13 protein-coding genes are annotated in these 22,624 nt (G+C 65.8%); 7 read left to right on the forward strand and 6 right to left on the reverse strand.

Translation table 11 applies throughout. The annotated features are described in order from the left end of the window. Positions 1-112: 112 nt before the first annotated feature. From ACODSC_RS03735 to bamJ, 4 genes are all read right to left on the reverse strand, one after another. On the reverse strand, positions 113-2,074 hold the full coding sequence (locus ACODSC_RS03735) for a M61 family metallopeptidase (RefSeq protein ID WP_488811908.1): 1,962 nt from the start codon (positions 2,072-2,074) through the stop codon (positions 113-115). A gap of 136 nt (positions 2,075-2,210) precedes the next feature. After that, a complete protein-coding gene (locus ACODSC_RS03740) occupies positions 2,211-2,696 on the reverse strand; it encodes a hypothetical protein (RefSeq protein WP_488811910.1) in 486 nt (161 codons plus the stop codon). A gap of 128 nt (positions 2,697-2,824) precedes the next feature. Beyond that, positions 2,825-3,838 carry an alpha/beta fold hydrolase gene (locus tag ACODSC_RS03745; protein WP_488811912.1) on the reverse strand — a complete coding sequence of 338 codons (1,014 nt, stop codon included), beginning with the start codon at positions 3,836-3,838 and terminating at the stop codon, positions 2,825-2,827. Between the two features lie 56 nt (positions 3,839-3,894). Then, positions 3,895-4,449, reverse strand: a complete 555-nt coding sequence (bamJ, locus tag ACODSC_RS03750) for a BamJ family beta-barrel-assembly machinery protein (RefSeq protein ID WP_488811914.1) — start codon at positions 4,447-4,449, stop codon at positions 3,895-3,897. A 399-nt stretch (positions 4,450-4,848) separates the two neighbouring features. Here bamJ and rpoB point away from each other — a divergent pair, with 399 nt between their 5' ends. Both rpoB and rpoC read left to right on the forward strand, forming a co-directional pair. Next, the gene (gene rpoB / locus ACODSC_RS03755) at positions 4,849-8,964 is read left to right on the forward strand and encodes a DNA-directed RNA polymerase subunit beta (protein WP_488811916.1); all 4,116 of its coding nucleotides are present in this window, start codon (positions 4,849-4,851) and stop codon (positions 8,962-8,964) included. Between the two features lie 124 nt (positions 8,965-9,088). Continuing rightward, on the forward strand, positions 9,089-13,285 hold the full coding sequence (gene rpoC, locus ACODSC_RS03760; RefSeq protein WP_488811918.1) for a DNA-directed RNA polymerase subunit beta': 4,197 nt from the start codon (positions 9,089-9,091) through the stop codon (positions 13,283-13,285). Between the two features lie 61 nt (positions 13,286-13,346). On the opposite strand, the gene ACODSC_RS03765 is transcribed toward rpoC, so the two are convergent. Further along, entirely contained in the window at positions 13,347-14,129 is a 783-nt protein-coding gene (locus ACODSC_RS03765) for a hypothetical protein (protein ID WP_488811920.1), read from the reverse strand. Positions 14,130-15,256: 1,127 nt separating this feature from the next. On the opposite strand from ACODSC_RS03765, the gene rpsL reads away from it, so the two are divergent. From rpsL to ACODSC_RS03790, 5 genes are all read left to right on the forward strand, one after another. Continuing rightward, positions 15,257-15,631 (forward strand): 30S ribosomal protein S12, encoded by a 375-nt coding sequence (gene rpsL, locus ACODSC_RS03770; protein WP_008260482.1) that lies wholly within the window; start codon positions 15,257-15,259, stop codon positions 15,629-15,631. 92 nt (positions 15,632-15,723) lie between these two features. After that, positions 15,724-16,197 (forward strand): 30S ribosomal protein S7, encoded by a 474-nt coding sequence (gene rpsG / locus ACODSC_RS03775; protein WP_267513794.1) that lies wholly within the window; start codon positions 15,724-15,726, stop codon positions 16,195-16,197. A 161-nt stretch (positions 16,198-16,358) separates the two neighbouring features. Further along, positions 16,359-18,437, forward strand: coding sequence for an elongation factor G (gene fusA / locus ACODSC_RS03780; protein ID WP_488811923.1), 2,079 nt, complete (start codon positions 16,359-16,361; stop codon positions 18,435-18,437). 109 nt (positions 18,438-18,546) lie between these two features. Continuing rightward, positions 18,547-19,737, forward strand: coding sequence for an elongation factor Tu (gene tuf, locus ACODSC_RS03785; protein WP_488811881.1), 1,191 nt, complete (start codon positions 18,547-18,549; stop codon positions 19,735-19,737). A gap of 180 nt (positions 19,738-19,917) precedes the next feature. After that, on the forward strand, positions 19,918-21,513 hold the full coding sequence (locus ACODSC_RS03790; protein ID WP_488811925.1) for a carboxylesterase/lipase family protein: 1,596 nt from the start codon (positions 19,918-19,920) through the stop codon (positions 21,511-21,513). Here the strand turns inward: ACODSC_RS03790 and ACODSC_RS03795 are convergent, their stop codons facing one another. Next, positions 21,514-22,587 carry a L,D-transpeptidase family protein gene (locus ACODSC_RS03795; RefSeq protein WP_488811927.1) on the reverse strand — a complete coding sequence of 358 codons (1,074 nt, stop codon included), beginning with the start codon at positions 22,585-22,587 and terminating at the stop codon, positions 21,514-21,516. It abuts the gene before it with no gap. Between the last annotated feature and the right edge of the window lie 37 nt (positions 22,588-22,624).

Consider the following 22,624-nt stretch of genomic DNA (forward strand, 5'->3'; position numbering starts at 1 on the left):
GGCGATCCGCAAGGCGAAAGGGTGAGGGGCGAGTGGTGCGACTTGGCCCGCGACCCGACCCTCATCCGACCCCTTCGGGGCCACCTTCTCCCAATGGGAGAAGGGCAGTCGTTTAACGCTTTCGGGGCGTCAGGATGTCGCCGAGGCGGTCGGGGGTTCCCTCGATGCGTTCGAGGCGGGGGTAGCGGAGGCCGTCGTGGTAGTCGAGGACGACGGTCTTGTACTGGTCGCCGTCCTTGACGATCAGGGTCACCGAGGTCGCGGGATCCTTGGCGGCGGTGACGGCGGCGGCGAGGCGATCGGCGTCGGCGGCCTGGCCGTTGACGGCCACGACCTCCATGCCCGCAGCGAGGCCGGCCTTGAAGGCGGGGCTGCCCCACTGGACGCTGCGGATCGCGTTCTTCTCGCCGGTCTGGATGCCCAGCGAATAGGTGAAGTCGTTGCGCTTGAACTCGCCGTACAGGGTCTTTTGATAGTCGCTGGGCGTCTCGGCGTAGACCAGCCGCCAGCCGCCGCGCGTCAGGCCGTCCAGCGGCGCGCCGGGACCATGACCGTCGAGGCGGGTGCGCAGGAAGGTCGCCCAGTCGTTGGCCACCACGCCGTTCAGCGTCTGGACCACGTCCTCGAAGGTGTAGGGGGCGGGATCGAAGCTGCCGTCCTGGACGCCGTAGAAGGCCTTGGCGAAGTCGTCGAGCGACTTGCGGCCGTTGGTCTTCTCCCGGATCGTCGTATCGACGTCGAGCCAGATCAGCTGGCCTTCCGAGTAGTAGTCCTCGTCACGCTGCCAGGACAGCCAGCCCTTGGGTTGGCGCTGGCTGATGATCGGGTCGTTGGTGGTGTCCTGCATGGCGCGCCATTCGCGGCCAACGCGGGTGTCGTAGGCGGCGGCGGTCATGGCCAGCGAGTCCATCGCCTGCTGTTTGGTCAGCAGGCCCGAGCGGGCCGCGATCACCTGGCCGTAGAACTGGGTCTGGCCCTCATAGACCCACAGCAGGCTGTTCTGCATCGGGCTGTTGAAGTTGGGCACATACTGGTCGGCGGGGCGGCGCCATTTGCCGTCCCACGAGTGGTTCATCTCGTGGCTGAGCAGGTCGCGGTCGCCGAGATGTGTGGCCCAGCCGGTGAAGAACTCGGGATCGACCGAGTTTTCCGAGCTGCGGTGATGCTCCAGACCGATGCCGCCCAGCTTGTCGGTCATGGCGATCAGGAAGTCGTAGTGGTCAAAGTGGCGCGCGCCGTACAGGCGGTCCATCTGGTCGACCAGATTGCGCAGGATCTGGATCTGCTCGTCGGTGGCCTCCAGGCTGGCGGCCTTGTCGGCGACGAAGTTGGCGCGGACCGGGGAGCGGCCGCCTGGATCCAGATCGATCTGGCGATAGTGGACGCCGGCGAAGACGGGGCTGTCGATCAGCACCTCGAGGTTCACCGGCTTGAAGGTCTGGACGTCGCCGGCCTTGCTTTCGGGCTCCAGCGCCGTGCCGAACTGCCAGCCGGTCGGGAACTTGACCGTGGGCTGGACCGTGATGTTCCGCGACCAGTGGCCGGCGGGATAGAGCAGCATCTTCTCCCACTGGATGTTCAGCATCTCGGGCGTCATCGTGATGCGGCCCTGATTGCCGGTCGTCGGCGACAGGTGCTGCATGGTCAGCTTCAGCTCGGTCGCGCCTGCGGGAACCGTGATGTGGTAGGCGAAGGGATGCAGGGTGTCGCGCACCCACTCGACCCGCAGGCCGTTGGCGGTGATCTCGATGCCGGCCAGCTGGGTGATGGGGCCGACGGGGCCGTGGTTGCCGGGCAGCCATTCCGGGAAGAACAGGGTCATCGGACCGGCCTGGGCGACGGGGATCGTCTCGGTCACGGCGAAGATATGTTGCGCCAGGTTGGTGGCGTCGATGTCCAGCTTGACGACGCCGGGATAGGCGACGTCCTGAGCGTCGGGGATCGGGGGCAGGGGCGCGGGCAGGGCGGGCGGATAGGTCGAGGCCTGCTGGGCCAGGGCGGCGGGCGCCGCAGAGGCCAGCAGAAGGGCGAGGCCCATGCCAAGGGTGGGGGCGCTCAGGCGGGATCGGATCATCACGGACTCTTCAGGCGACTGCGGGAAAGCGGCCGTGACACTCTGCCGCAGGACGCGACGCGTCAACCTTGGGAGGCGGTCCGAAGTTGCACTGCACCCCGAAAAACAGTGCAAGGTGCAAGAAAGTGCAACTTGATCAATCCTCCTCGATCGGCCGCAGGGGCGGCGGCGCGGCGCTGAGACTGGCGCCTTGATCCCGTTCCGCCTTCAGCCTGGCGAAATGTAGGCGCTCGGCGTCTTGTCGGGCCATTTCGACGAGGTCGCTGTGCAGCCGCGACCAGCCGCGCGCTTCGATCAGCTTGCCGTCTCGCATGGCGCGCGACGCGTTCGACCAAGCCAGGCGCGCCATGTCGGCGGCGTTGCAGGGCAGGCTCTGATCGATGATCTCCATCTCATAGCTGTCCAGCGGCTCGAACACCGCGCCGTGCGGCTGGTCCGATCGTCGCCACCCTTCGGTGCGGGCGCGCCAGCGGAAGGTCGACAGGCTGAGGCCGTGGCGCTCGCAGACCTCGACGGCGAAACCACCGGCCAGATAGTCGGCGCGGGCGGCGGCCCAGGTCTCGGCCGAGCGGCGCGTCTGGGGTGGTGGGGAATCGGGCAGGTGGCGGATGTGATCGGTCATGCCGATAATCATGCGCGCGCTTTTAACTCAGGCTGGCAAAACGCCCTGAAAAATCGCCAAGCCATTGAAACGGCGGCTATTCAGCAGCGACATTGTGATGGTTGGCGCCCTCCCGCCATCCTAAATGCCTAATCGAGCGCATCCAGAAGGGCCGCGTGGAAGCGGGCCGGATCCTGGGTCTGAGGGGCGTGGCCGAGGTCGGGGAATTCGACCAGGGTCGCGTTGGGAATGGCCTCGGCGGTGCGACGGCCAAGGGCGGGATACTGGCCGAGACGGGCCTGAGTCTCAGGCGAGGCGCGGTTGGCGCCGGGGGCGGTGCGGTCGGTTCCGCCGATGATCAATGTGGTGGGGGCGGCGATGCGGGCGAACTCATGCGCGATCGGCTGGGTGAAGATCATGTCCGAGGTCTGGGCCTGGTTCCAGGCGACGGCCTCGCCGCCTGGGCCGGCGTACATGCCCGCCAGCATGGCGACGGGCTCGTCGTATTCGGGTCGCCACTGGCCGTCGTAATAGACCTTCTGCTGATAGGCCTTGATGCTGTCGAAGCTGGTGCGGCGCTCGTTGGCGTAGGCGGCGTCCAGCGGGGCGTAGGGGACGCCCTCGGCCTGCCAATCCTCCAGGCCGATGGGGTTGACCAGAACCAGGCGCTCGACGGCGTCGGGATGCTGGATGGCGAAGCGGGCCGCCAGCATGCCGCCCATCGAATGGCCGACGATGACGGCGCGGTCGATGTTTAGGCTGTCGAGCAGGCCCCTGGTGTTGGTCGCCAGTTGCGGGAGGCTGAACTGATAGGCGGCGGGCTTGGAGGCCTTGCAGAAGCCGATCTGATCGACGGCGATCACGCGGAAACCGGCGTCGGCCAGGACGCGGATGGTGGGCGCCCAGGTGGCGGCGCAGAAGTTCTTGCCATGCAGAAGCACCGCGGTGCGGCCGTTGGTCGGCCCGGTCGGGGCCACGTCCATATAGGTCATCTCCAGCGGCTGGCGCTGGGAGGTGAAGGCGTAGGTGCGGACCGGGAAGGGGTAGTCGTAGCCTTCCAGCCGGGGCCCGTAGGTCGGACGGTCCTGGCCCAAGTCTTGGGCGGAGGCGGTGGTCGCCACGATCAGAACGGCGAAGGCGGCGGGGAGGAGGGTGCGGATCATGATGGGGCCAACGGTGCAGGCTGGACCGGCGTTCCGCACCGCGACCCCTTGTCCGTTCAGCCCGCCGGCTTGACCTCAAGCAGTTCGACCGAGAAGCGCAGGGTCGAGTTGGGCGGAAGCTCGTCGCCGCCGACCCAGCGCGAGCCGTAGCCGAGCGAGGCGGGGATGACGAACTCATAGATTTCGCCGACCCGCATCAGGGCGACGCCCTCGGTCCAGCCCTTGATGACGCGATTCAGGGGGAACTCGGCGGGCTCGTTGCGGGAATAGGAGCTGTCGAACTCGCGCCCGTCGATGAAGGTCCCGCGATAGTGGACCTTGACCGTGTCGGTCGCCATGGGCTGGGCGCCGTTGGGGTGGGCCTTGCCGACGCGGCGGTATTGCAGGCCGCTTTCGGTGGTCGTCCAGCCGCGCCGGGCGCCGTTCCAGGCCAGATAGGCGGTGTTGCCGGCGTCCCAGGCCTGCTGCGGGGTCTGGGAGGTCTGGCCCGCGACCTGGGCGGCGGCGCGGGCGGCGGCCGAGGCGGTTTCGGCATAGGTGACGGGTTCGCCGTGCGTGGCGCAGGCGGACAGGGCGAGAAGGGCGAGCAGAGGCAGGGCGATGCGTGTCATATGGCGACGCTAGATGACGTGGTTGGCCTCTGCAACGGCGGTTATGAGGATGCAGCCCCTCCACCACCGGCTGCGCCGGCGGTCCCCCTCCCCATCGCGAGCGACGGGGAGGAAAAGGTTCCTCGGGGGCCTTTATTTCGTCGCGAATGCGCGTATATGTGCGTCTCTCCGCAACACTCCATATGAGTCTGCGCGCAAGCGCCGAGGCCCGGTCCGTCGCCCTCCGACCGTGCGAAGGCGCGGCTCCTTCCCCAGGGAGCCGGTACATTTCAGGCGTCCTGGCCCGGCAGCGGGCCGAGGGTGGATGCCGAAACCCTGGCTGCGGACGCGGAAACGCGCGCCGTGGCTGCTGCATTTCACGCGCGACTTCCCCGGGTCGCGCGTCATGGGAAACACTGAATGACTGACGTCGCCCACGATCTCGCCATTAACGGTCAGATCGCTTCCGCCACCTCGTTCACCGGCAAGAAGCGCATCCGCAAATCCTTCGGGCGTATCCCCGAAGCGGTGGCGATGCCCAACCTGATCGAGGTCCAGCGCGCTTCCTACGAACAGTTCCTGCAGCGTGAGGTCCGTCCGGGCGTCCGCAAGGAGCAGGGCATCGAGGCGGTCTTCAAGTCGGTGTTCCCGATCAAGGACTTCAACGAACGCGCCATCCTGGAATACGTCTCGTACGAGTTCGAAGAGCCGAAGTACGACGTCGAGGAGTGCATCCAGCGCGACATGACCTATGCCGCGCCGCTGAAGGTCAAGCTGCGCCTGATCGTGTTCGAGACCGACGAGGAAACGGGAGCCCGTTCGGTCAAGGACATCAAGGAGCAGGACGTCTACATGGGCGACATCCCGCTCATGACGGACAAGGGCACCTTCATCGTCAACGGCACCGAGCGCGTGATCGTCTCGCAGATGCACCGTTCGCCGGGCGTCTTCTTCGACCACGACAAGGGCAAGACGCACAGCTCGGGCAAGCTGCTGTTCGCCGCCCGCGTGATCCCGTACCGCGGTTCGTGGCTCGACTTCGAGTTCGACGCCAAGGACGTGGTCTATGTCCGCATCGACCGCCGCCGCAAGCTGCCGGCCACGACCTTCCTGATGGGTCTGGGCATGGACGGCGAAGAAATCCTGAAGACCTTCTACGAGACCGTGCCTTACGAGAAGCGCGGCGAGGGTTGGGTCACGCCGTACAAGGCCGAGCGCTGGCGCGGTGTGAAGCCGGAGTTCGACCTGGTCGACGCCGACACCGGCGAAGTGATCGCCCAGGCCGGCCAGAAGATCAGCGCACGCGCCGCCAAGAAGCTGGGCGACACCACGACATCGCTGTCGCTGGCCGCCGACGCCCTGGTCACCAAGTACTTGGCCAATGACGCCGTGAACTTCGAGACCGGCGAGATCTTCGCCGAGGCCGGCGACGAGCTGGACGCCCCGACCATCGAAGTGCTGGAGCAAAACGGCTTCACCACCATCGACGTGCTGGACATCGACCACGTCACGGTCGGCGCCTACATGCGCAACACCCTGCGGGTGGACAAGAACGACAACCGCGAGGACGCCCTGTTCGACGTCTATCGCGTGATGCGTCCGGGCGAGCCGCCCACCCCCGAAGCCGCCGAGAACATGTTCAACTCGCTGTTCTTCGACAGCGAACGCTACGACCTGTCGGCCGTCGGCCGGGTCAAGATGAACATGCGCCTGGAGACCCCCGAGGTTTCCGACGAGATCCGCGTCCTGCGCAAGGACGACGTGCTGAAGGTGCTGCAGATCCTGGTCGGCCTGAAGGACGGCCGCGGCGAGATCGACGACATCGACAACCTGGGCAACCGCCGGGTCCGTTCGGTCGGCGAGCTGCTGGAAAATCAGTACCGCGTCGGCCTGCTGCGGATGGAGCGCGCCATCAAGGAGCGCATGTCCTCGGTCGATATCGATACGGTGATGCCGCACGACCTGATCAACGCCAAGCCGGCCGCCGCTGCGGTTCGCGAGTTCTTCGGTTCGTCGCAGCTGTCGCAGTTCATGGACCAGACGAACCCGCTGTCGGAAATCACCCACAAGCGTCGCCTTTCGGCGCTTGGCCCGGGCGGTCTGACGCGTGAGCGCGCGGGCTTCGAAGTTCGCGACGTCCACCCGACCCACTACGGCCGCATCTGCCCGATTGAAACGCCGGAAGGCCCGAACATCGGCCTGATCAACTCGCTGGCCACCCACGCGCGCGTCAACAAGTACGGCTTCATCGAGAGCCCGTACCGTCGCGTGAAGGACGGCGTGGCCCAGGGCGAGGTGGTCTACATCTCGGCCATGGAAGAGTCGAAATACACGATCGCCCAGGCCAACATCGAACTGAAGAACGGCAGCATCGTCGAGGACCTGGTCCCCGGCCGGATCAACGGCGAATCCCAGCTGCTGAACCGCGACGCCGTGGACATGATGGACGTGTCGCCGAAACAGGTCGTTTCGGTCGCCGCCGCCCTGATCCCGTTCCTGGAAAACGATGACGCCAACCGCGCGCTTATGGGCGCGAACATGCAACGTCAGGCCGTGCCTCTGGTGCAGTCGGACGCGCCGCTGGTCGGCACCGGCATGGAAGCGGTCGTGGCCGTGGACTCCGGCGCCGTCGTGGTCGCCCGTCGTGAAGGCGTCGTCGAACAGATCGACGGCACCCGGATCGTCGTGCGCGCAACCGGCGACGTGGACGCCGCCCGTTCGGGCGTGGACATCTATCGCCTGTCGAAGTTCCAGCGTTCCAACCAGTCGACCTGCATCAACCAGCGCCCGATCGTGCGCGTGGGCGACCAGGTGAAGGCCGGCGACGTCATCGCCGACGGCCCGTCGACGGACCTGGGCGAACTGGCCCTGGGCCGCAACGCCCTCGTCGCCTTCATGCCCTGGAACGGCTACAACTTCGAAGACTCCATCCTGATCTCCGAGCGCATCGTGCGCGACGACGTCTTCACCTCCATCCACCTCGAAGAGTTCGAAGTGATGGCGCGTGACACGAAGTTGGGCCCGGAAGAAATCACCCGCGACATCCCCAACGTCGGTGAGGAAGCCCTGCGCAACCTCGACGAAGCGGGCATCGTGGCCATCGGCGCCGAAGTCCAGCCGGGCGACATCCTGGTCGGCAAGGTCACGCCGAAGGGCGAAAGCCCGATGACCCCGGAAGAGAAGCTGCTGCGCGCCATCTTCGGCGAGAAGGCTTCGGACGTGCGCGACACCTCCCTGCGCCTGCCGCCCGGCGTCGCCGGCACGATCGTGGACGTTCGCGTCTTCAACCGTCACGGCGTCGACAAGGACGAGCGCGCCATGGCGATCGAACGCGCCGAGATCGAACGCCTGGGCAAGGACCGCGACGACGAGCTCAAGATTCTTGAGCGCAACGTCTATGGCCGCCTGAAGCCGCTGATCGTGGGCAAGAACGCCGTGTCCGGGCCCAAGGGCATCGGCCGTGGCGAGCTGACGGACGAGAAGCTGGCCGAGGTCAGCCGTGGTCTGTGGTGGCAGATCGCCCTGGACGACGAGAAGGCCATGGGTGAGCTGGAGGCGATGAAGCGCCAGTTCGAAGACGCTCGCAAGCAACTGGACCGTCGTTTCGAAGACAAGGTCGAGAAGCTGCAACGCGGCGACGAACTGCCCCCCGGCGTGATGAAGATGGTCAAGGTCTTCGTGGCCGTGAAGCGCAAGCTTCAGCCCGGCGACAAGATGGCCGGCCGTCACGGAAACAAGGGCGTCATCTCTAAGATCCTGCCGATCGAGGACATGCCGCACCTGGAAGACGGCACGCACGTGGACGTCGTTCTGAACCCCCTGGGCGTGCCTTCGCGCATGAACATCGGCCAGATCTTCGAGACCCACCTGGGTTGGGCCGCAGCCGGCCTGGGCAAGCAGATCTCCGGTCTGCTGGAAGCCTGGCAGGGTGGTGGTCAGAAGCAGGCCCTGATCGATCGTCTGACGCATATCTACGGCCCGGAAACCCCGTTGCCGCAGGATGAGGAAGAGCTGATCGAACTGGCGAAGAACCTTTCCAAGGGCGTGCCCTTCGCGACCCCGGTCTTCGACGGTGCGCACATCGGCGACATCGAACGCCTGCTGGAAGAGGCGGGGCTGAACAAGTCGGCCCAGTCGATCCTGTACGACGGTCAAACGGGTGAGCAGTTCAAGCGTCCGGTCACGGTCGGCTACATCTACATGCTGAAGCTGCACCACCTGGTCGACGACAAGATCCACGCCCGCTCCATCGGCCCGTACTCGCTCGTCACCCAGCAACCGCTGGGCGGCAAGGCGCAGTTCGGCGGTCAGCGCTTCGGGGAAATGGAGGTCTGGGCTCTGGAAGCCTACGGCGCCGCCTACACCCTGCAGGAGATGCTGACGGTGAAGTCCGACGACGTGGCCGGCCGGACCAAGGTCTACGAGGCCATCGTCCGCGGCGACGACAGCTTCGAGGCCGGCATTCCCGAGAGCTTCAACGTGCTCATCAAGGAAATGCGTTCGCTGGGTCTGAACGTGGAGCTGGAGAACAGCTGAGGCGTGATGGGTGAATCGTGAATCGTGACTGGGTTCAGCCCTCACGATTCACGGCTCACGACTCACGGATCCGCTCTCTCCCTCTGAATAATTTTCGCGGCCCCCGCCGCAGAAGGAAAACAAGATGAACCAGGAAGTCCTGAACATCTTCAACCCGGTCCCGGTCACCCCGACCTTCGACCAGATCAAGATCGCCCTGGCCTCGCCGGAGAAGATCCGGTCGTGGTCGTTCGGCGAGATCAAGAAGCCGGAAACCATCAACTACCGCACGTTCAAGCCTGAGCGTGACGGCCTGTTCTGCGCGCGTATCTTTGGCCCAACCAAGGACTACGAATGCCTGTGCGGCAAGTACAAGCGCATGAAATACAAGGGCATCATCTGCGAGAAGTGCGGCGTCGAAGTCACGCTGGCTCGCGTTCGCCGCGAGCGTATGGGTCACATCGACCTGGCCGCCCCGGTCGCCCACATCTGGTTCCTGAAGTCGCTGCCGTCGCGCATCTCGCTGATGCTGGACATGGCGCTGAAGGACGTGGAACGCGTCCTGTATTTCGAGAACTACATCGTCACCGAGCCGGGCCTGACCCCGCTGAAGCAGAACCAACTGCTGACGGAAGACGAGTTCTATCGCTATCAGGAAGAGTTCGGCGATGACGGCTTCACCGCCGAGATCGGCGCCGAGGCCGTCCGCAACCTGCTGATGGGCATCGACCTGCACGCCGAGGCTGAAAAGCACCGTGGCGAGCTGGCGGACAGCCCGTCGGAAATGAAGGCCAAGAAGGCGTCCAAGCGCCTGAAGCTGATCGAGGCCTTCCTGGAATCGGGCAACAAGCCCGAGTGGATGATCCTGACCATCGTGCCGGTCATCCCGCCGGAACTGCGTCCTCTGGTTCCGCTGGACGGCGGTCGTTTCGCGACCTCCGACCTGAACGACCTGTATCGCCGCGTGATCAACCGGAACAACCGCCTGAAGCGCCTAATGGAGCTGCGGGCGCCGGACATCATCATCCGCAACGAAAAGCGGATGCTGCAAGAGTCCGTCGATGCGCTGTTCGACAACGGCCGTCGCGGTCGCGTCATCACGGGCGCCAACAAGCGTCCGCTGAAGTCGCTGGCCGACATGCTGAAGGGCAAGCAGGGCCGCTTCCGTCAGAACCTTCTGGGCAAGCGCGTCGACTATTCGGGCCGTTCGGTCATCACCGTGGGACCGGAACTGAAGCTGCACGAGTGCGGCCTGCCCAAGAAGATGGCGCTGGAGCTGTTCAAGCCGTTCATCTACGCGCGCCTGGACGCCAAGGGCCTGTCGGGCACCGTCAAGCAATCCAAGCGCATGGTCGAGCGCGAGCAGCCCGCCGTCTGGGACATCCTGGACGAGGTCATCCGCGAGCACCCGGTCCTGCTGAACCGCGCGCCGACGCTTCACCGTCTGGGCATCCAGGCGTTTGAGCCCAAGCTGATCGAGGGCAAGGCCATCCGCCTGCACCCGCTGGTCTGTACGGCGTTCAACGCCGACTTCGACGGCGACCAGATGGCCGTTCACGTCCCGCTGAGCCTCGAGGCCCAGCTGGAAGCGCGCGTCCTGATGATGTCGACGAACAACATCCTGTCGCCCGCCAACGGCAAGCCGATCATCGTGCCGTCGCAGGACATCGTCCTGGGCCTGTACTATCTGTCGCTGGTCAAGGACGGCGAGCCGGGTGAAGGCAAGCTGTTCGCCAACATCGGCGAGATCGACGCCGCGCTGGACGCCAAGGTCGTCACCCTGCACAGCCGCATCAAGGCGCGCTGGACGGAACAGGACGCCGAAGGCAAGGAGATCACGAAGGTGATCGACACCACGCCGGGCCGGATGAAGCTGGCGGCCCTGCTGCCGCGCAACCCGAACGTCGGCTATCGCCTGCTCGAGAAGAACCTAACCAAGAAGGAAATCGGCAATCTGATCGACGTGGTCTATCGCCACTGCGGTCAGAAGGCGACGGTCATCTTCGCCGACCAGATGATGGGCCTGGGCTTCCGCGAGGCCGCCAAGGCGGGCATCTCGTTCGGCAAGGACGACATCGTGATCCCGGCCAAGAAGGTCGAGCTGGTCGCCGAAACCCGCACCCAGGTCGAGGAGTACGAACAACAGTACGCCGACGGCCTGATCACGCGCGGCGAGAAGTACAACAAGGTCGTTGACGCCTGGGCCAAGGCCACGGACCGGATCGCCGACGCCATGATGGGCGAGATTGCGCAACCGCGCGTGCTGATCGAGGGTGAGAACCCCGACATCAACTCGGTCTTCATGATGGCCAACTCCGGCGCCCGGGGTTCGCAGGCGCAGATGAAGCAGCTGGGCGGCATGCGCGGCCTGATGGCCAAGCCCTCCGGCGAGATCATCGAGACGCCGATCACCTCGAACTTCAAGGAAGGCCTGACCGTCCTTGAGTACTTCAACTCCACCCACGGCGCCCGTAAGGGTCTGGCCGACACCGCGCTGAAAACCGCCAACTCGGGTTACCTGACCCGTCGTCTGGTGGATGTGGCGCAGGACTCGATCGTCACCGAGATCGACTGTGGCTCGACGCGCGGCATCACGCTGCGGGCGGTCATGGAAGGCGGCGACGTGCTGGTCTCGCTGGGCGCCCGCATCCTGGGTCGCTATGCGGCCGAGGACATCAAGGAGCCGGGCACCGATAACGTCCTGTTCCCCGCCGACACCTATCTGGTGGAAGAAGTGGTCGAAGTCGTCGAGGCCGCCGGCGTCCAGTCGGTCAAGGTCCGCTCGGGCCTGACCTGCGAGGCGGAAGCCGGCATCTGCGCCAACTGCTACGGACGTGACCTGGCGCGAGGCACCAACGTCAACATCGGTGAAGCGGTCGGCGTCATCGCCGCCCAGTCTATCGGCGAGCCGGGCACCCAGCTGACGATGCGGACCTTCCACATCGGCGGCACGGCGCAGGTTGCGGAAACCTCCTTCATGGAGGCGACCAACGCCGGCGTGGCCAAGATCACCGGCCCGACCGTCATCGCGGCGCACGGGGACTTGGTGGCCATGAGCCGCAACGTCATCGTGACCGTGGTCGTGGACGGCAAGGATCGCGAGACCCACAAGGCGCCTTACGGCGCCCGGATCCGGGTCAAGGAAGGCAGCGAGGTCAAGAAGAACCAACGCCTGGCGGAGTGGGACCCCTACACCACCCCGATCCTGACGGAAGTCGGCGGCGTCGTGCGCTTCGAGGACCTGGTCGAAGGTCTGTCGGTCAAGGAAGAAACCGACGAAGCGACGGGCATCGCCCAGCGCGTCGTCAGCGACTGGCGCGCCAGCCCGCGCGGTTCGGACCTGCGTCCGGCCATGGGGGTCACCCTGGGCGACGGCTACGCCAAGCTGGCCTCGGGCTCTGACGCTCGTTACCTGCTGCCCGTGGGCGCGGTTCTGTCCGTGTCGAACGGCGACGAGGTCAAGCCGGGCGAGATCATCGCCCGCGTCCCGACCGAAGGCGCCAAGACCCGCGACATCACCGGCGGTCTGCCGCGCGTCGCCGAACTGTTCGAAGCGCGTCGTCCCAAGGACTGCGCGGTCATCGCCGAGATGGATGGTCGCGTCGAATTCGGCCGCGACTACAAGAACAAGCGCCGCATCAAGATCACGCCGGAAGTCAACGCCGACGGCGTGCAGGGCGAACCGGTCGAGTTCCTGATCCCGAAGGGCAAGCACATCTCCGTTCACGACGGCGATCTGATCCAGAAGGGCGACTACATCATCGACGGCAACCCGGATCCGCACGACCTGCTGCGCATCCAGGGCGTCGAGGCGCTGGCCGAGTATCTGGTGAACGAGGTGCAGGAGGTTTACCGACTGCAAGGCGTGCCGATCAACGACAAGCACATCGAAGTCATCGTCCGTCAGATGCTGCAGAAGGTCGAAGTCCTGGATTCGGGTGAAACCACCCTGATCCGCGGCGACACCGTCGAAGTGGCCGAAGCCGTTCTGGAAAACCAGAAGGTCGAGAAGCGCGGCGGCCGTCTGGCCACCACCCAGCCCGTCCTGCTGGGCATCACCAAGGCGTCGCTGCAAACCCGCAGCTTCATCTCGGCGGCGTCCTTCCAGGAGACCACCCGCGTCCTCACCGACGCCTCGGTCCACGGCAAGAAGGACATGCTGGAAGGTCTGAAGGAGAACGTCATCGTCGGCCGCCTGATCCCGGCCGGCACGGGCGCCTATCTGCGGGCCCTGCAAAAGATCGCCAACGATCGCGACGCCGAGCTGACCTCGGCCCGCGAAGATGCGATCGAGCCGTTGCCGGCCGATCTGCAACTGGAGCTGGAGAGCAGCGAAAGCTGATCTTCGGGTTCGGACGCGAAGACATGAAGAGGGCGGCGCCGGCGACGGCTCCGCCCTTTTTTTATTGCTGGCGGCGGCGTTCGCCCCGGTTGATCGTCGTCTCGGCGCCCTGTCGCATGTCCACGCCGGGGACGTCAGGCAACTGAGCCCCTGCGCAGCCCGTGCCGAAGTTGGAGCCGACGCAGTCCGCGGGACCCACCACGCCCACGCCGCCGGACAGGGGACGTCGACGCTGCTCCCATTCCGCCAGACGGCGCGCGCCCTCGCGGGCGAAGGCGGCGTCGCGTTCGGGGTTGCCGGTGCCGGCGATGGGGGCGGCGTTGCGGCCGCGCCGCTCGGCCTCCTCGCGGCAATGGTCGCGCTCGGCGGTGCTGAGTTGCTGGGGCGTGGAGCAGCCGATCAGGCCCTGACGCAGGGCGCGGGCCATGGCGTTCGAGCGGTCATTCGGATTGACGGTCCAAGCGTCGGCCGGGGCGGGAACGCCCTGGGGCGAGGGCGCGGCGATCCGGGGACGGAACGGGGCGGGGCGGGCGTCCTGCCGCTGGTCCTTGGGTCGGTCGGGGGGCGATAGGGTCTGTCGGACGGTCTGGGACGCTGTTGGGGTCGCGTCACTGGCCGGAGCGACCTGGACCGGCGCACGCGGACGCTCGTCGGGCAGCAAAGGACGGGGCGTGATATCGACATAGACGGGCGGCTGTTCGGGGACGACGACGGGGCCGTCGATGCCTAGGGCCGTGAAGGACAGGACCGCGATCAAGGCGGTGTTGATGACGACCGAGGCCGCCGCCAGACCCGCTTTTCGCCAGTCGGGCTGTCTGGACCGGGGCAGGGGAAAGGCGGTCATTCTCGACGCTTTCTGAGGTTGGGCAGCAGGCCGTCACGCGAGGAAAAGAGTTCAATCCGAATGTCCACGTCGGCACATCCTGCCACGGGGTTCGGATTTTCGCACGATGACCTGACGCGCGACGGGTCGGCGCGCTGAGCCTCCCACGCCGCCAAACGGCGCGCGCCTTGGCGAGCGAATGCGGCGTCGCGCTGCGGATCGCCCGTGCCCCGGATAGTGGGAACGGCCGCTGCTCCAGCCCATCGATCCTCGCAGCGATGTCGGGCGTCTGGCGACAATCGATGCGGGGCGTCGCACGACAGGATCGCGGCGCTTGATCCCGGCGTGACCGCACCGACCCGCCATCGGGTCTCTATGGCGTCATCCTTGGCGTCATTGGTCGAGGGCGCAGAGGCTGGCGCCGCATCTGCGATCTGCGGTCCTGGCGAATCGTCCCGCGTCGTAGTCCTCCTGTCGCGCGGCGGGGCTGCGTACGCAGGTCCATCAGCGTCATCAGCCAGCGCTTGCGGTGCGCGCGCCAGCCGTGGCCAGGGCTCGTCCAGATAGATGATCATCGGTTCGTTTCGCAGCGGCCGATGGCGCGGACCGAGGTCCGTCAGTGAAAGCAGAGCGATCACGCCCGCATTGAGGCCCACGGCGGTCGCTGCTAGCCCAGCCTTGCGCCAGTCTAGCCGCACCTGTCCCGTTCGACTGATCGCCGTTGCGGTCATCGCCCCTCCGTCAGATCAAGCTGGGCGCGAAGCGTGGCGGGTTTCAGGCAACTTCCGGTTCTATTGGAGACGGCGAAGCTTTAAGTGATAAGTTGGCGGCGGCGAGGCGTTAACGCCGCCTTCTTGACCTTGGCCCCTATCGCGCGTAGAAGCCGCCCACTTTCGAGGCGTGGCCGGTTCGCCGGTTGCTGAGATCGTGACAATCTAACGGACGGGCTGTGCCCGCCGGAACGCCCAAAGCGCGCGTTCCGGCCCTTTGTGTTTCTCGGTTCGCCGAGGCGAACCGGGGCTGTTTGGGGGTCATGCGCTCGGTCTCGATGACACCCGGGCGAGGGGATGGTCCCCCGTTCACAAGAAGGCGAGAGGCGCTTCGGTCGAAAGACACACGCCTCCATCAGAAGTCGAGATAAGTTTCGAATGCCTACGATCAACCAACTGATCCGCAAGCCGCGCAAGCCCAAGCCCACCCGTAACAAGGTGCCGGCTCTGGAGGGTTCGCCCCAGCGCCGCGGCGTCTGCACCCGCGTTTATACGACGACCCCGAAGAAGCCCAACTCGGCTCTGCGTAAGGTCGCCAAGGTCCGTCTGGCCAAGAACGGCTATGAAGCCGTTTGCTACATCCCCGGTGAAGGCCACAACCTTCAGGAACACTCGGTTGTTCTGATCCGCGGCGGCCGCGTGAAGGACTTGCCCGGCGTTCGCTACCACATCCTGCGCGGCGTGCTCGACACGCAAGGCGTGAAGGACCGCAAGCAGCGCCGTTCGCACTACGGCGCCAAGCGTCCGAAGTAAGCCATTCTCAGCACTTTCGTCTCTGGGCCGTCGCGCCCGGAGACCTTTTCGAGACCTTCCCGGCGACCGTCGGGACCCAAGAGGAATAACCCATGTCGCGTCGTCACCGCGCCCAGAAGCGCGAAGTTCTGCCGGATCCCAAGTTCGGGGACCTGATCGTCACCAAGTTCATGAACTACGTCATGTACGAAGGTAAGAAGGCCGTCGCCGAAAACATCGTGTACGGCGCCTTCGACATCCTGGCGGACAAGAAGAAGGAGCAGACTGCGGTCGAGACCTTCCACACCGCGCTGGACAACGTCGCCCCGTCGGTCGAAGTCCGCTCGCGTCGCGTCGGCGGCGCCACCTATCAGGTGCCCGTCGAAGTCCGTCCGGACCGTCGCCGCGCCCTGGCCATCCGCTGGCTGGTCAACGCCGCGCGCAAGCGCGGTGAAAACACCATGACCGAAAAGCTGGCCGCCGAGCTGCTGGACGCCTCGAACAACCGCGGCACCGCAGTCAAGAAGCGCGAAGACACCCACAAGATGGCCGAGGCGAACCGCGCCTTCAGCCACTATCGCTGGTAAGCGTCTTACAACCGTCTCCCTTTCAAAGGTAATGGGCGGTTCCTATCTAAGGCTATCCGGTGCGGGCGGTTTGAGCTAAATCGCCCGCACTCGCTTATCCGAACACCGACATCCTTCCGTGGGCGCCCTCAGCGTCCTGAAAACTTTCAAGGCACGTTTCCATGGCACGTACGCACGCGCTCCAGGACTACCGCAACTTCGGCATCATGGCCCACATCGATGCGGGCAAGACGACGACGACCGAGCGGATCCTGTACTACACCGGCAAGAACCATAAGATCGGCGAAGTCCACGACGGCGCCGCGACCATGGACTGGATGGACCAGGAGCAGGAGCGCGGCATCACCATCACGTCCGCCGCGACGACCGCCTTCTGGAAAGAAAAGCGCCTCAACATCATCGACACCCCCGGCCACGTGGACTTCACCATTGAAGTCGAACGTTCGCTGCGCGTGCTCGACGGCGCCGTGACGGTGCTGGACGGCAACGCCGGCGTCGAGCCGCAGACCGAAACCGTCTGGCGCCAGGCTGACAAATATTCGGTGCCGCGCATCGTCTTCGTCAACAAGATGGACAAGATCGGCGCCGACTTCGACGCCTCGGTCCAGTCGATCCGCGACCGCCTGGGCGCCAAGGCCGTGCCGATCCAGTTCCCGATCGGCGCCGAAAGCTCGCTGACCGGCCTGGTCGACATCGTCGAAATGCGTTCGGTCGTCTGGGACAACGACGCCCTGGGCGCCAACTTCAAGGTCGGCGAGATCCCGGCGGACCTGGTCGACAAGGCCAACGAAGCCCGTCAGTACCTGATCGACAACGCCGTCGAACTGGACGACGAGGCGATGGAAGCCTACCTCGAAGGCACCGAGCCTTCGGTCGAAGTGCTGAAGAAGTGCATCCGCAAGGCCGTGCTGACCGGCGCCTTCTATCCGATCCTGTGCGGCTCGGCCTTTAAGAACAAGGGCGTGCAGACGCTGCTGGACGCCGTCGTCGACTACCTGCCGTCGCCGCTGGACATCCCGCCGACGCCGGGCATCGACTTCAAGACGGAAGAGCCCGTTGTCCGCAAGGCGTCGGACGACGAGCCCCTGTCGGTCCTGGCCTTCAAGATCATGGACGACCCCTTCGTCGGTTCGCTGACCTTCTGCCGCCTGTATTCGGGCAAGATGGAAACGGGCATGAGCCTGCTGAATTCCAGCCGCGACAAGAAAGAGCGCGTCGGCCGGATGCTGCAGATGCACTCCAACAACCGTGAAGACGTCAAGGAAGCCTACGCCGGCGACATCGTCGCCCTGGCCGGCCTGAAGGAAACCCGCACCGGGGACACCCTGTGCGATCCGATCAAGTCGCCCGTCATCCTGGAGAAGATGGAATTCCCGGCGCCGGTCATCGAGATCTCGGTCGAGCCCAAGACCAAGGCCGACCAGGAGAAGCTGGGCGTCGCCCTGGCCAAGCTGGCCTCGGAAGATCCGTCCTTCACCGTCTCGACCGACCACGAGTCGGGCCAGACCATCCTGAAGGGCATGGGCGAGCTTCACCTGGACATCAAGATCGACATCCTGAAGCGCACCTACAAGGTCGAGGCCACCATCGGCGCGCCGCAGGTCGCCTATCGTGAATCGCTGGGCCGCAAGGTCGACATCGACTACACCCACAAGAAGCAGACCGGCGGTACGGGCCAGTTCGCCCGCGTCATGCTGACCTTCGAACCCGGCGAGCCGGGCTCGGGCTTCGTGTTCGAGAACTCGATCGTCGGCGGCGCGGTGCCCAAGGAATATATCCCCGGCGTCGAAAAGGGCCTGAACTCCATCAAGGACTCGGGTCTGCTGGCCGGCTTCCCGCTGATCGACTTCAAGGCGACCCTGACGGACGGCAAGTACCACGACGTCGACTCCAGCGTGCTGGCGTTCGAAATCGCGGCCCGCGCCGCCTTCCGCGAACTGAAGGAAAAGGGCGCGCCGAAGCTGCTCGAGCCGATCATGGCGGTCGAGGTCGTGACCCCCGAGGAATACCTCGGCTCGGTCATCGGCGACCTGAACGGCCGTCGCGGCATGATCCAGGGTCAGGACATGCGCGGCAACGCCACCGTCGTGAACGCCTTCGTGCCGCTGGCCAACATGTTCGGCTATGTGAACACGCTGCGCGGCATGTCGCAGGGCCGCGCCCAGTTCACGATGCAATACGACCACTACGAGCCGGTGCCGCAGCACGTCGCCGACGAAGTGATCAAGAAGTACGCCTAAGCTTTCCCTTTTCGGAAAGCGGACCTAAAAGCGCCCGGACCGTAAGGACCGGGCGTCCTTAACCCCCAAACTGCAGGAACCCCGGTTCGGGGACCTTAGGAGCTAGAAGATGGCCAAGGAAAAGTTCGAACGCACGAAGCCGCACTGCAACATCGGCACGATTGGTCACGTTGACCACGGCAAGACGACGCTGACGGCTGCGATCACGATGACGCTGGCGAAGGCCGGCGGCGCCAAGGCGATGAACTACGCCGACATCGACGCTGCGCCGGAAGAAAAGGCCCGCGGCATCACGATCAACACCGCCCACGTGGAATATGAGACGGCCAACCGTCACTATGCGCACGTCGACTGCCCCGGCCACGCCGACTATGTGAAGAACATGATCACGGGCGCCGCGCAGATGGACGGCGCGATCCTGGTGGTGTCGGCCGCCGACGGCCCGATGCCGCAGACGCGCGAGCACATCCTGCTGGCCCGTCAGGTCGGCGTGCCGGCCCTGGTGGTCTTCATGAACAAGGTCGACCTGGTCGACGACGAAGAACTGCTGGAACTGGTCGAGATGGAAGTGCGCGAGCTGCTGAGCAGCTACCAGTTCCCCGGCGACGACATTCCGATCACCAAGGGCTCGGCCAAGGCCGCGACCGATGGCGTGAACCCGGAAATCGGCGAGCAGCGCGTGCTGGCCCTGATGGAAACCGTCGACGCCTACATCCCGCAGCCGGAACGTCCGGTCGACCTGCCGTTCCTGATGCCGGTCGAAGACGTCTTCTCGATCTCGGGCCGCGGCACCGTGGTCACGGGCCGCGTCGAAAAGGGTATCGTCAAGGTCGGTGAAGAAGTCGAAATCGTCGGCATCCGTCCGGTCCAGAAGACGACCTGCACGGGCGTCGAAATGTTCCGCAAGCTGCTGGACCAGGGTCAAGCCGGCGACAACGTCGGCGTCCTGCTGCGCGGCACCAAGCGTGAAGACGTCGAGCGCGGCCAAGTGCTGTGCAAGCCGGGCTCCATCACGCCGCACACCAAGTTCCTGGCCGAAGCCTACATCCTGACCAAGGAAGAAGGCGGTCGTCACACCCCGTTCTTCACGAACTATCGCCCGCAGTTCTACTTCCGCACGACGGACGTGACCGGCATCGTTCACCTGAAGGAAGGCGTCGAGATGATCATGCCCGGCGACAACGCCGAGCTGAACGTCGAACTGATCACCCCGATCGCCATGGACCAGGGCCTGCGCTTCGCCATCCGTGAAGGCGGCCGCACCGTCGGCGCCGGCGTCGTCGCCAAGATCATCGAGTAGTCGACACATTCTTTTGGCCTAACGCGCTCACGCGCTGCTTGAGGCCGAATGGATACAGTAGCGTAACAGAGCGGCCCCCGGAGAAATCCGGGGGCCGTTTTGCTGTGCGGGGGCGGTTGGAGATTTGAACGTCGCCCGCGTTCGGGCGTTATGGGCGTCTGCCCACAGCCAAGGTTCACGATGCGTCTGATCTCGTTGCTTGCGTGCCTCGCGGCGCTCTCGGCCTGCGCCACCCATCCCGGCAAGGTTGATTACGTCCGGCTCGCCAGCGACGCGAAGCCTGCGCTGGCCACGACGGAAGACGGCGTGGTGCGCGGCGTGGACGGGGCGGGAACGCGGGCGTTTCTGGGTCTGCCCTATGCCGCGCCGCCGGTGGGGGATCTGCGCTGGCGGGCGCCGCAGCCGGTCGAGGACTGGTCGGGCGTGCGCGATGCGACGCGGATCGGGGCGGACTGCACCCAAGCGCTGGGGCGGCGCTCCATCCTGGGCGGAGGCGGCGGGATCGTGGTCGGTTCCGAGGACTGTCTGTATCTGAACGTCTATGCGCCGGGGGGCGAGGCGACCAAGCGACGGCCGGTGATGGTCTATCTGCCCGGCGGCGCCTTCACCGTGGGGGCGGGGGCCAATTACGACCCGTCGAAACTGGCGCGCGACCAGGGGCGGGTGGTCGTGACGATGAACTATCGGCTGGGCGCGCTGGGATGGCTGGCGCATCCGCAGTTCGAGGCGGAGGGCGAGGGGTACGGCGGCAATTTCGGGCTGCTGGACCAGCAGGCGGCGCTGAAATGGGTGAATCGGAATATCGCGGCCTTCGGCGGCGATCCGGCCGACGTCACCCTGTTCGCCGAAAGCGCCGGTGCGTGGACCGCCTGCTATCTGATGGCGTCGCCGCAGTCCGAGGGGCTGTACCAGCGGGTCATCCTGCAAAGCAGCGGCTGCCTGGAGCCGTCATCCCTGGTCAGCGCGCAACAGGCCGCAGCGTCCGGCCCCCTGTTCGCCGAGCGGCTGGGATGCACGGGCGACGACCAGGTCGTCTGTCTGAAGGCGCTGCCGGCCTGGCGGGTGGCGCGGGCGGCCTCGGTACGGGCGGGCATCAACGGACCGGGGTCGTGGGGGCCGGTGCATACCGACCGGACGGTGCCTGAAAGCCCGGCCGTGGCCTTCGACCAGGGCCGGTTCACGCGGGTTCCCGTCATCGTCGGCACCAACCGCGACGAGGGGCGACTGTTCGCCAATGAGGTCCAGGACATGGACCGCTATCAGAAGGAAACGGTCTGGATGTACGGCGATCAGGGCCAGCGGGTGCTGGACCGCTATCCGGTCGGAGAGGACGGGCCGGCCTACGCCATCGCCGCCAACTTCACTGATCAAAGGTTCGCCTGCCCGTCACAGGCGCTGAGGCGGCAGCTGTCGCGCTATGTGCCGACCTGGGGCTATGAGTTTGCGGACCGGGACGCCCCGTTCGTCTTGCCCGCCTGGATCGTGGGGCTGGACCTGGGCGCCTATCACGCCAGCGAACTGGCCTATGTGTTCGGAACCCGCTGGGTGTTCGCCGACGTGAAGCGGTTCACGCCGCAGCAAAGGGCGCTATCGGAGCGGATGCAGGCGCTATGGGCCGGGTTCGGTCATCAGGATTTTGGTGCCGACTGGCCCCGCGTGGAGGGTGCGGGGCCGGTGCGGGTGTTCGCACCCGAGGGCGACCGGCTGGACGAAGACTTCTTCGAACGCCACCAGTGCGCCTTCTGGGACGGGACGCCGTTCGGCGCCGTCCACTGATCAGGTGAAGCGCACGGTGACGCCGGGCTTGACCTTGTCGGCCAGCATCCAGGCGTCCCAGTTGGTCAGGCGCACGCAGCCGTGCGAGGCGGTCTTGCCGATCTTTTCCGGATCCGGCGTGCCGTGAATGCCGTAGCTGGGCTTGTTCAGGTCGATCCAGACCACGCCGACCGGATTGTTCGGGCCAGGCTTGACGATGACCTTCTTCTTGCTGTCGCCATAGCTGAGCTTTGAGGGGTCGAAGGTATAGTCGGGATTGCGGGCCACGCCGTTGACCTTGACCGTGCCGGTCGGCGTCGGATTGTCACCGCTGCCGATGGTGGCGGGGAAATAGGCGATCAGTTTTCCGTCCGCGTCGAACGCCTTGACCGAGCCCTCGTCCTTGTTGATGTCGATATGATCGACGTCGGCGGGCAGGGGCGTCCGATTGACGGCGGGCACGAGCAGCTTTTGGCCTGCGCGGCCGAAATCTGCGCCGGGGTTCATGGCTCGCAGCAGCGGCTCGGTGACGTGGAAGCGTTCGGCCAGCGCCTCGACCACATTGGCATACCCCATGTGCGACGCCTCGCCCTGGGCCTCCAGTTCGGTCGGGACCGTGCCGAGATAGGGCCCGGAGACGTCCGCCTGAGTGATTTCATAGGTCGTGGTGATCGCGCCCTGGCCCGCGGCGCGAAGGCGGCCGAAGACCTCGGCGTTCAGTTCGCCGTTGACCGGCAAATCCTGCGCCTTCTGGAAGGCGGCTACGGCCTGACGCATGTTCGATCCGGCCAGACCGTCGATGGCGCCGGGCGAGAACCGCGCCCGCTCCAGGAGGACCTGGGCGCGGATCAGCGCGGGCTGGGGCTGGGGCGGTTGGACAGGTTGGCCGTTCTGGGCGGATGCTGGGTCCTGGGCCAGGCCCGAGGGCTGGGCGGGCGGCGGCGTGTAGGCGGTGTTTTCGATGGCGTCGCGCGAAAGGGGGCCGGTTTCTCCGACCTGGGCGGATGCAGGCGCCTCGGCGTTTTCAGACGGGGGCGAACAGGCGGATAGCGCCAGGACGGCGAGGGCGGCGGCGAGACAGGGGGATCGGTTCATTCGGGACTTTCGGCACGGGCGGAGGAACAGGCGGGTA

This window comes from Brevundimonas sp. FG128 (assembly GCF_057809775.1).

Coding starts and splice junctions, on each gene's coding strand:
- ACODSC_RS03735 (WP_488811908.1), bottom strand. CDS start 2,074: ATGATCCGATCCCGCCTGAGCGCCCCCACCCTTGGCATGGGCCTCGCC.
- ACODSC_RS03740 (WP_488811910.1), bottom strand. CDS start 2,696: ATGACCGATCACATCCGCCACCTGCCCGATTCCCCACCACCCCAGACG.
- ACODSC_RS03745 (WP_488811912.1), bottom strand. CDS start 3,838: ATGATCCGCACCCTCCTCCCCGCCGCCTTCGCCGTTCTGATCGTGGCG.
- bamJ (WP_488811914.1), bottom strand. CDS start 4,449: ATGACACGCATCGCCCTGCCTCTGCTCGCCCTTCTCGCCCTGTCCGCC.
- rpoB (WP_488811916.1), top strand. CDS start 4,849: ATGACTGACGTCGCCCACGATCTCGCCATTAACGGTCAGATCGCTTCC.
- rpoC (WP_488811918.1), top strand. CDS start 9,089: ATGAACCAGGAAGTCCTGAACATCTTCAACCCGGTCCCGGTCACCCCG.
- ACODSC_RS03765 (WP_488811920.1), bottom strand. CDS start 14,129: ATGACCGCCTTTCCCCTGCCCCGGTCCAGACAGCCCGACTGGCGAAAA.
- rpsL (WP_008260482.1), top strand. CDS start 15,257: ATGCCTACGATCAACCAACTGATCCGCAAGCCGCGCAAGCCCAAGCCC.
- rpsG (WP_267513794.1), top strand. CDS start 15,724: ATGTCGCGTCGTCACCGCGCCCAGAAGCGCGAAGTTCTGCCGGATCCC.
- fusA (WP_488811923.1), top strand. CDS start 16,359: ATGGCACGTACGCACGCGCTCCAGGACTACCGCAACTTCGGCATCATG.
- tuf (WP_488811881.1), top strand. CDS start 18,547: ATGGCCAAGGAAAAGTTCGAACGCACGAAGCCGCACTGCAACATCGGC.
- ACODSC_RS03790 (WP_488811925.1), top strand. CDS start 19,918: ATGCGTCTGATCTCGTTGCTTGCGTGCCTCGCGGCGCTCTCGGCCTGC.
- ACODSC_RS03795 (WP_488811927.1), bottom strand. CDS start 22,587: ATGAACCGATCCCCCTGTCTCGCCGCCGCCCTCGCCGTCCTGGCGCTA.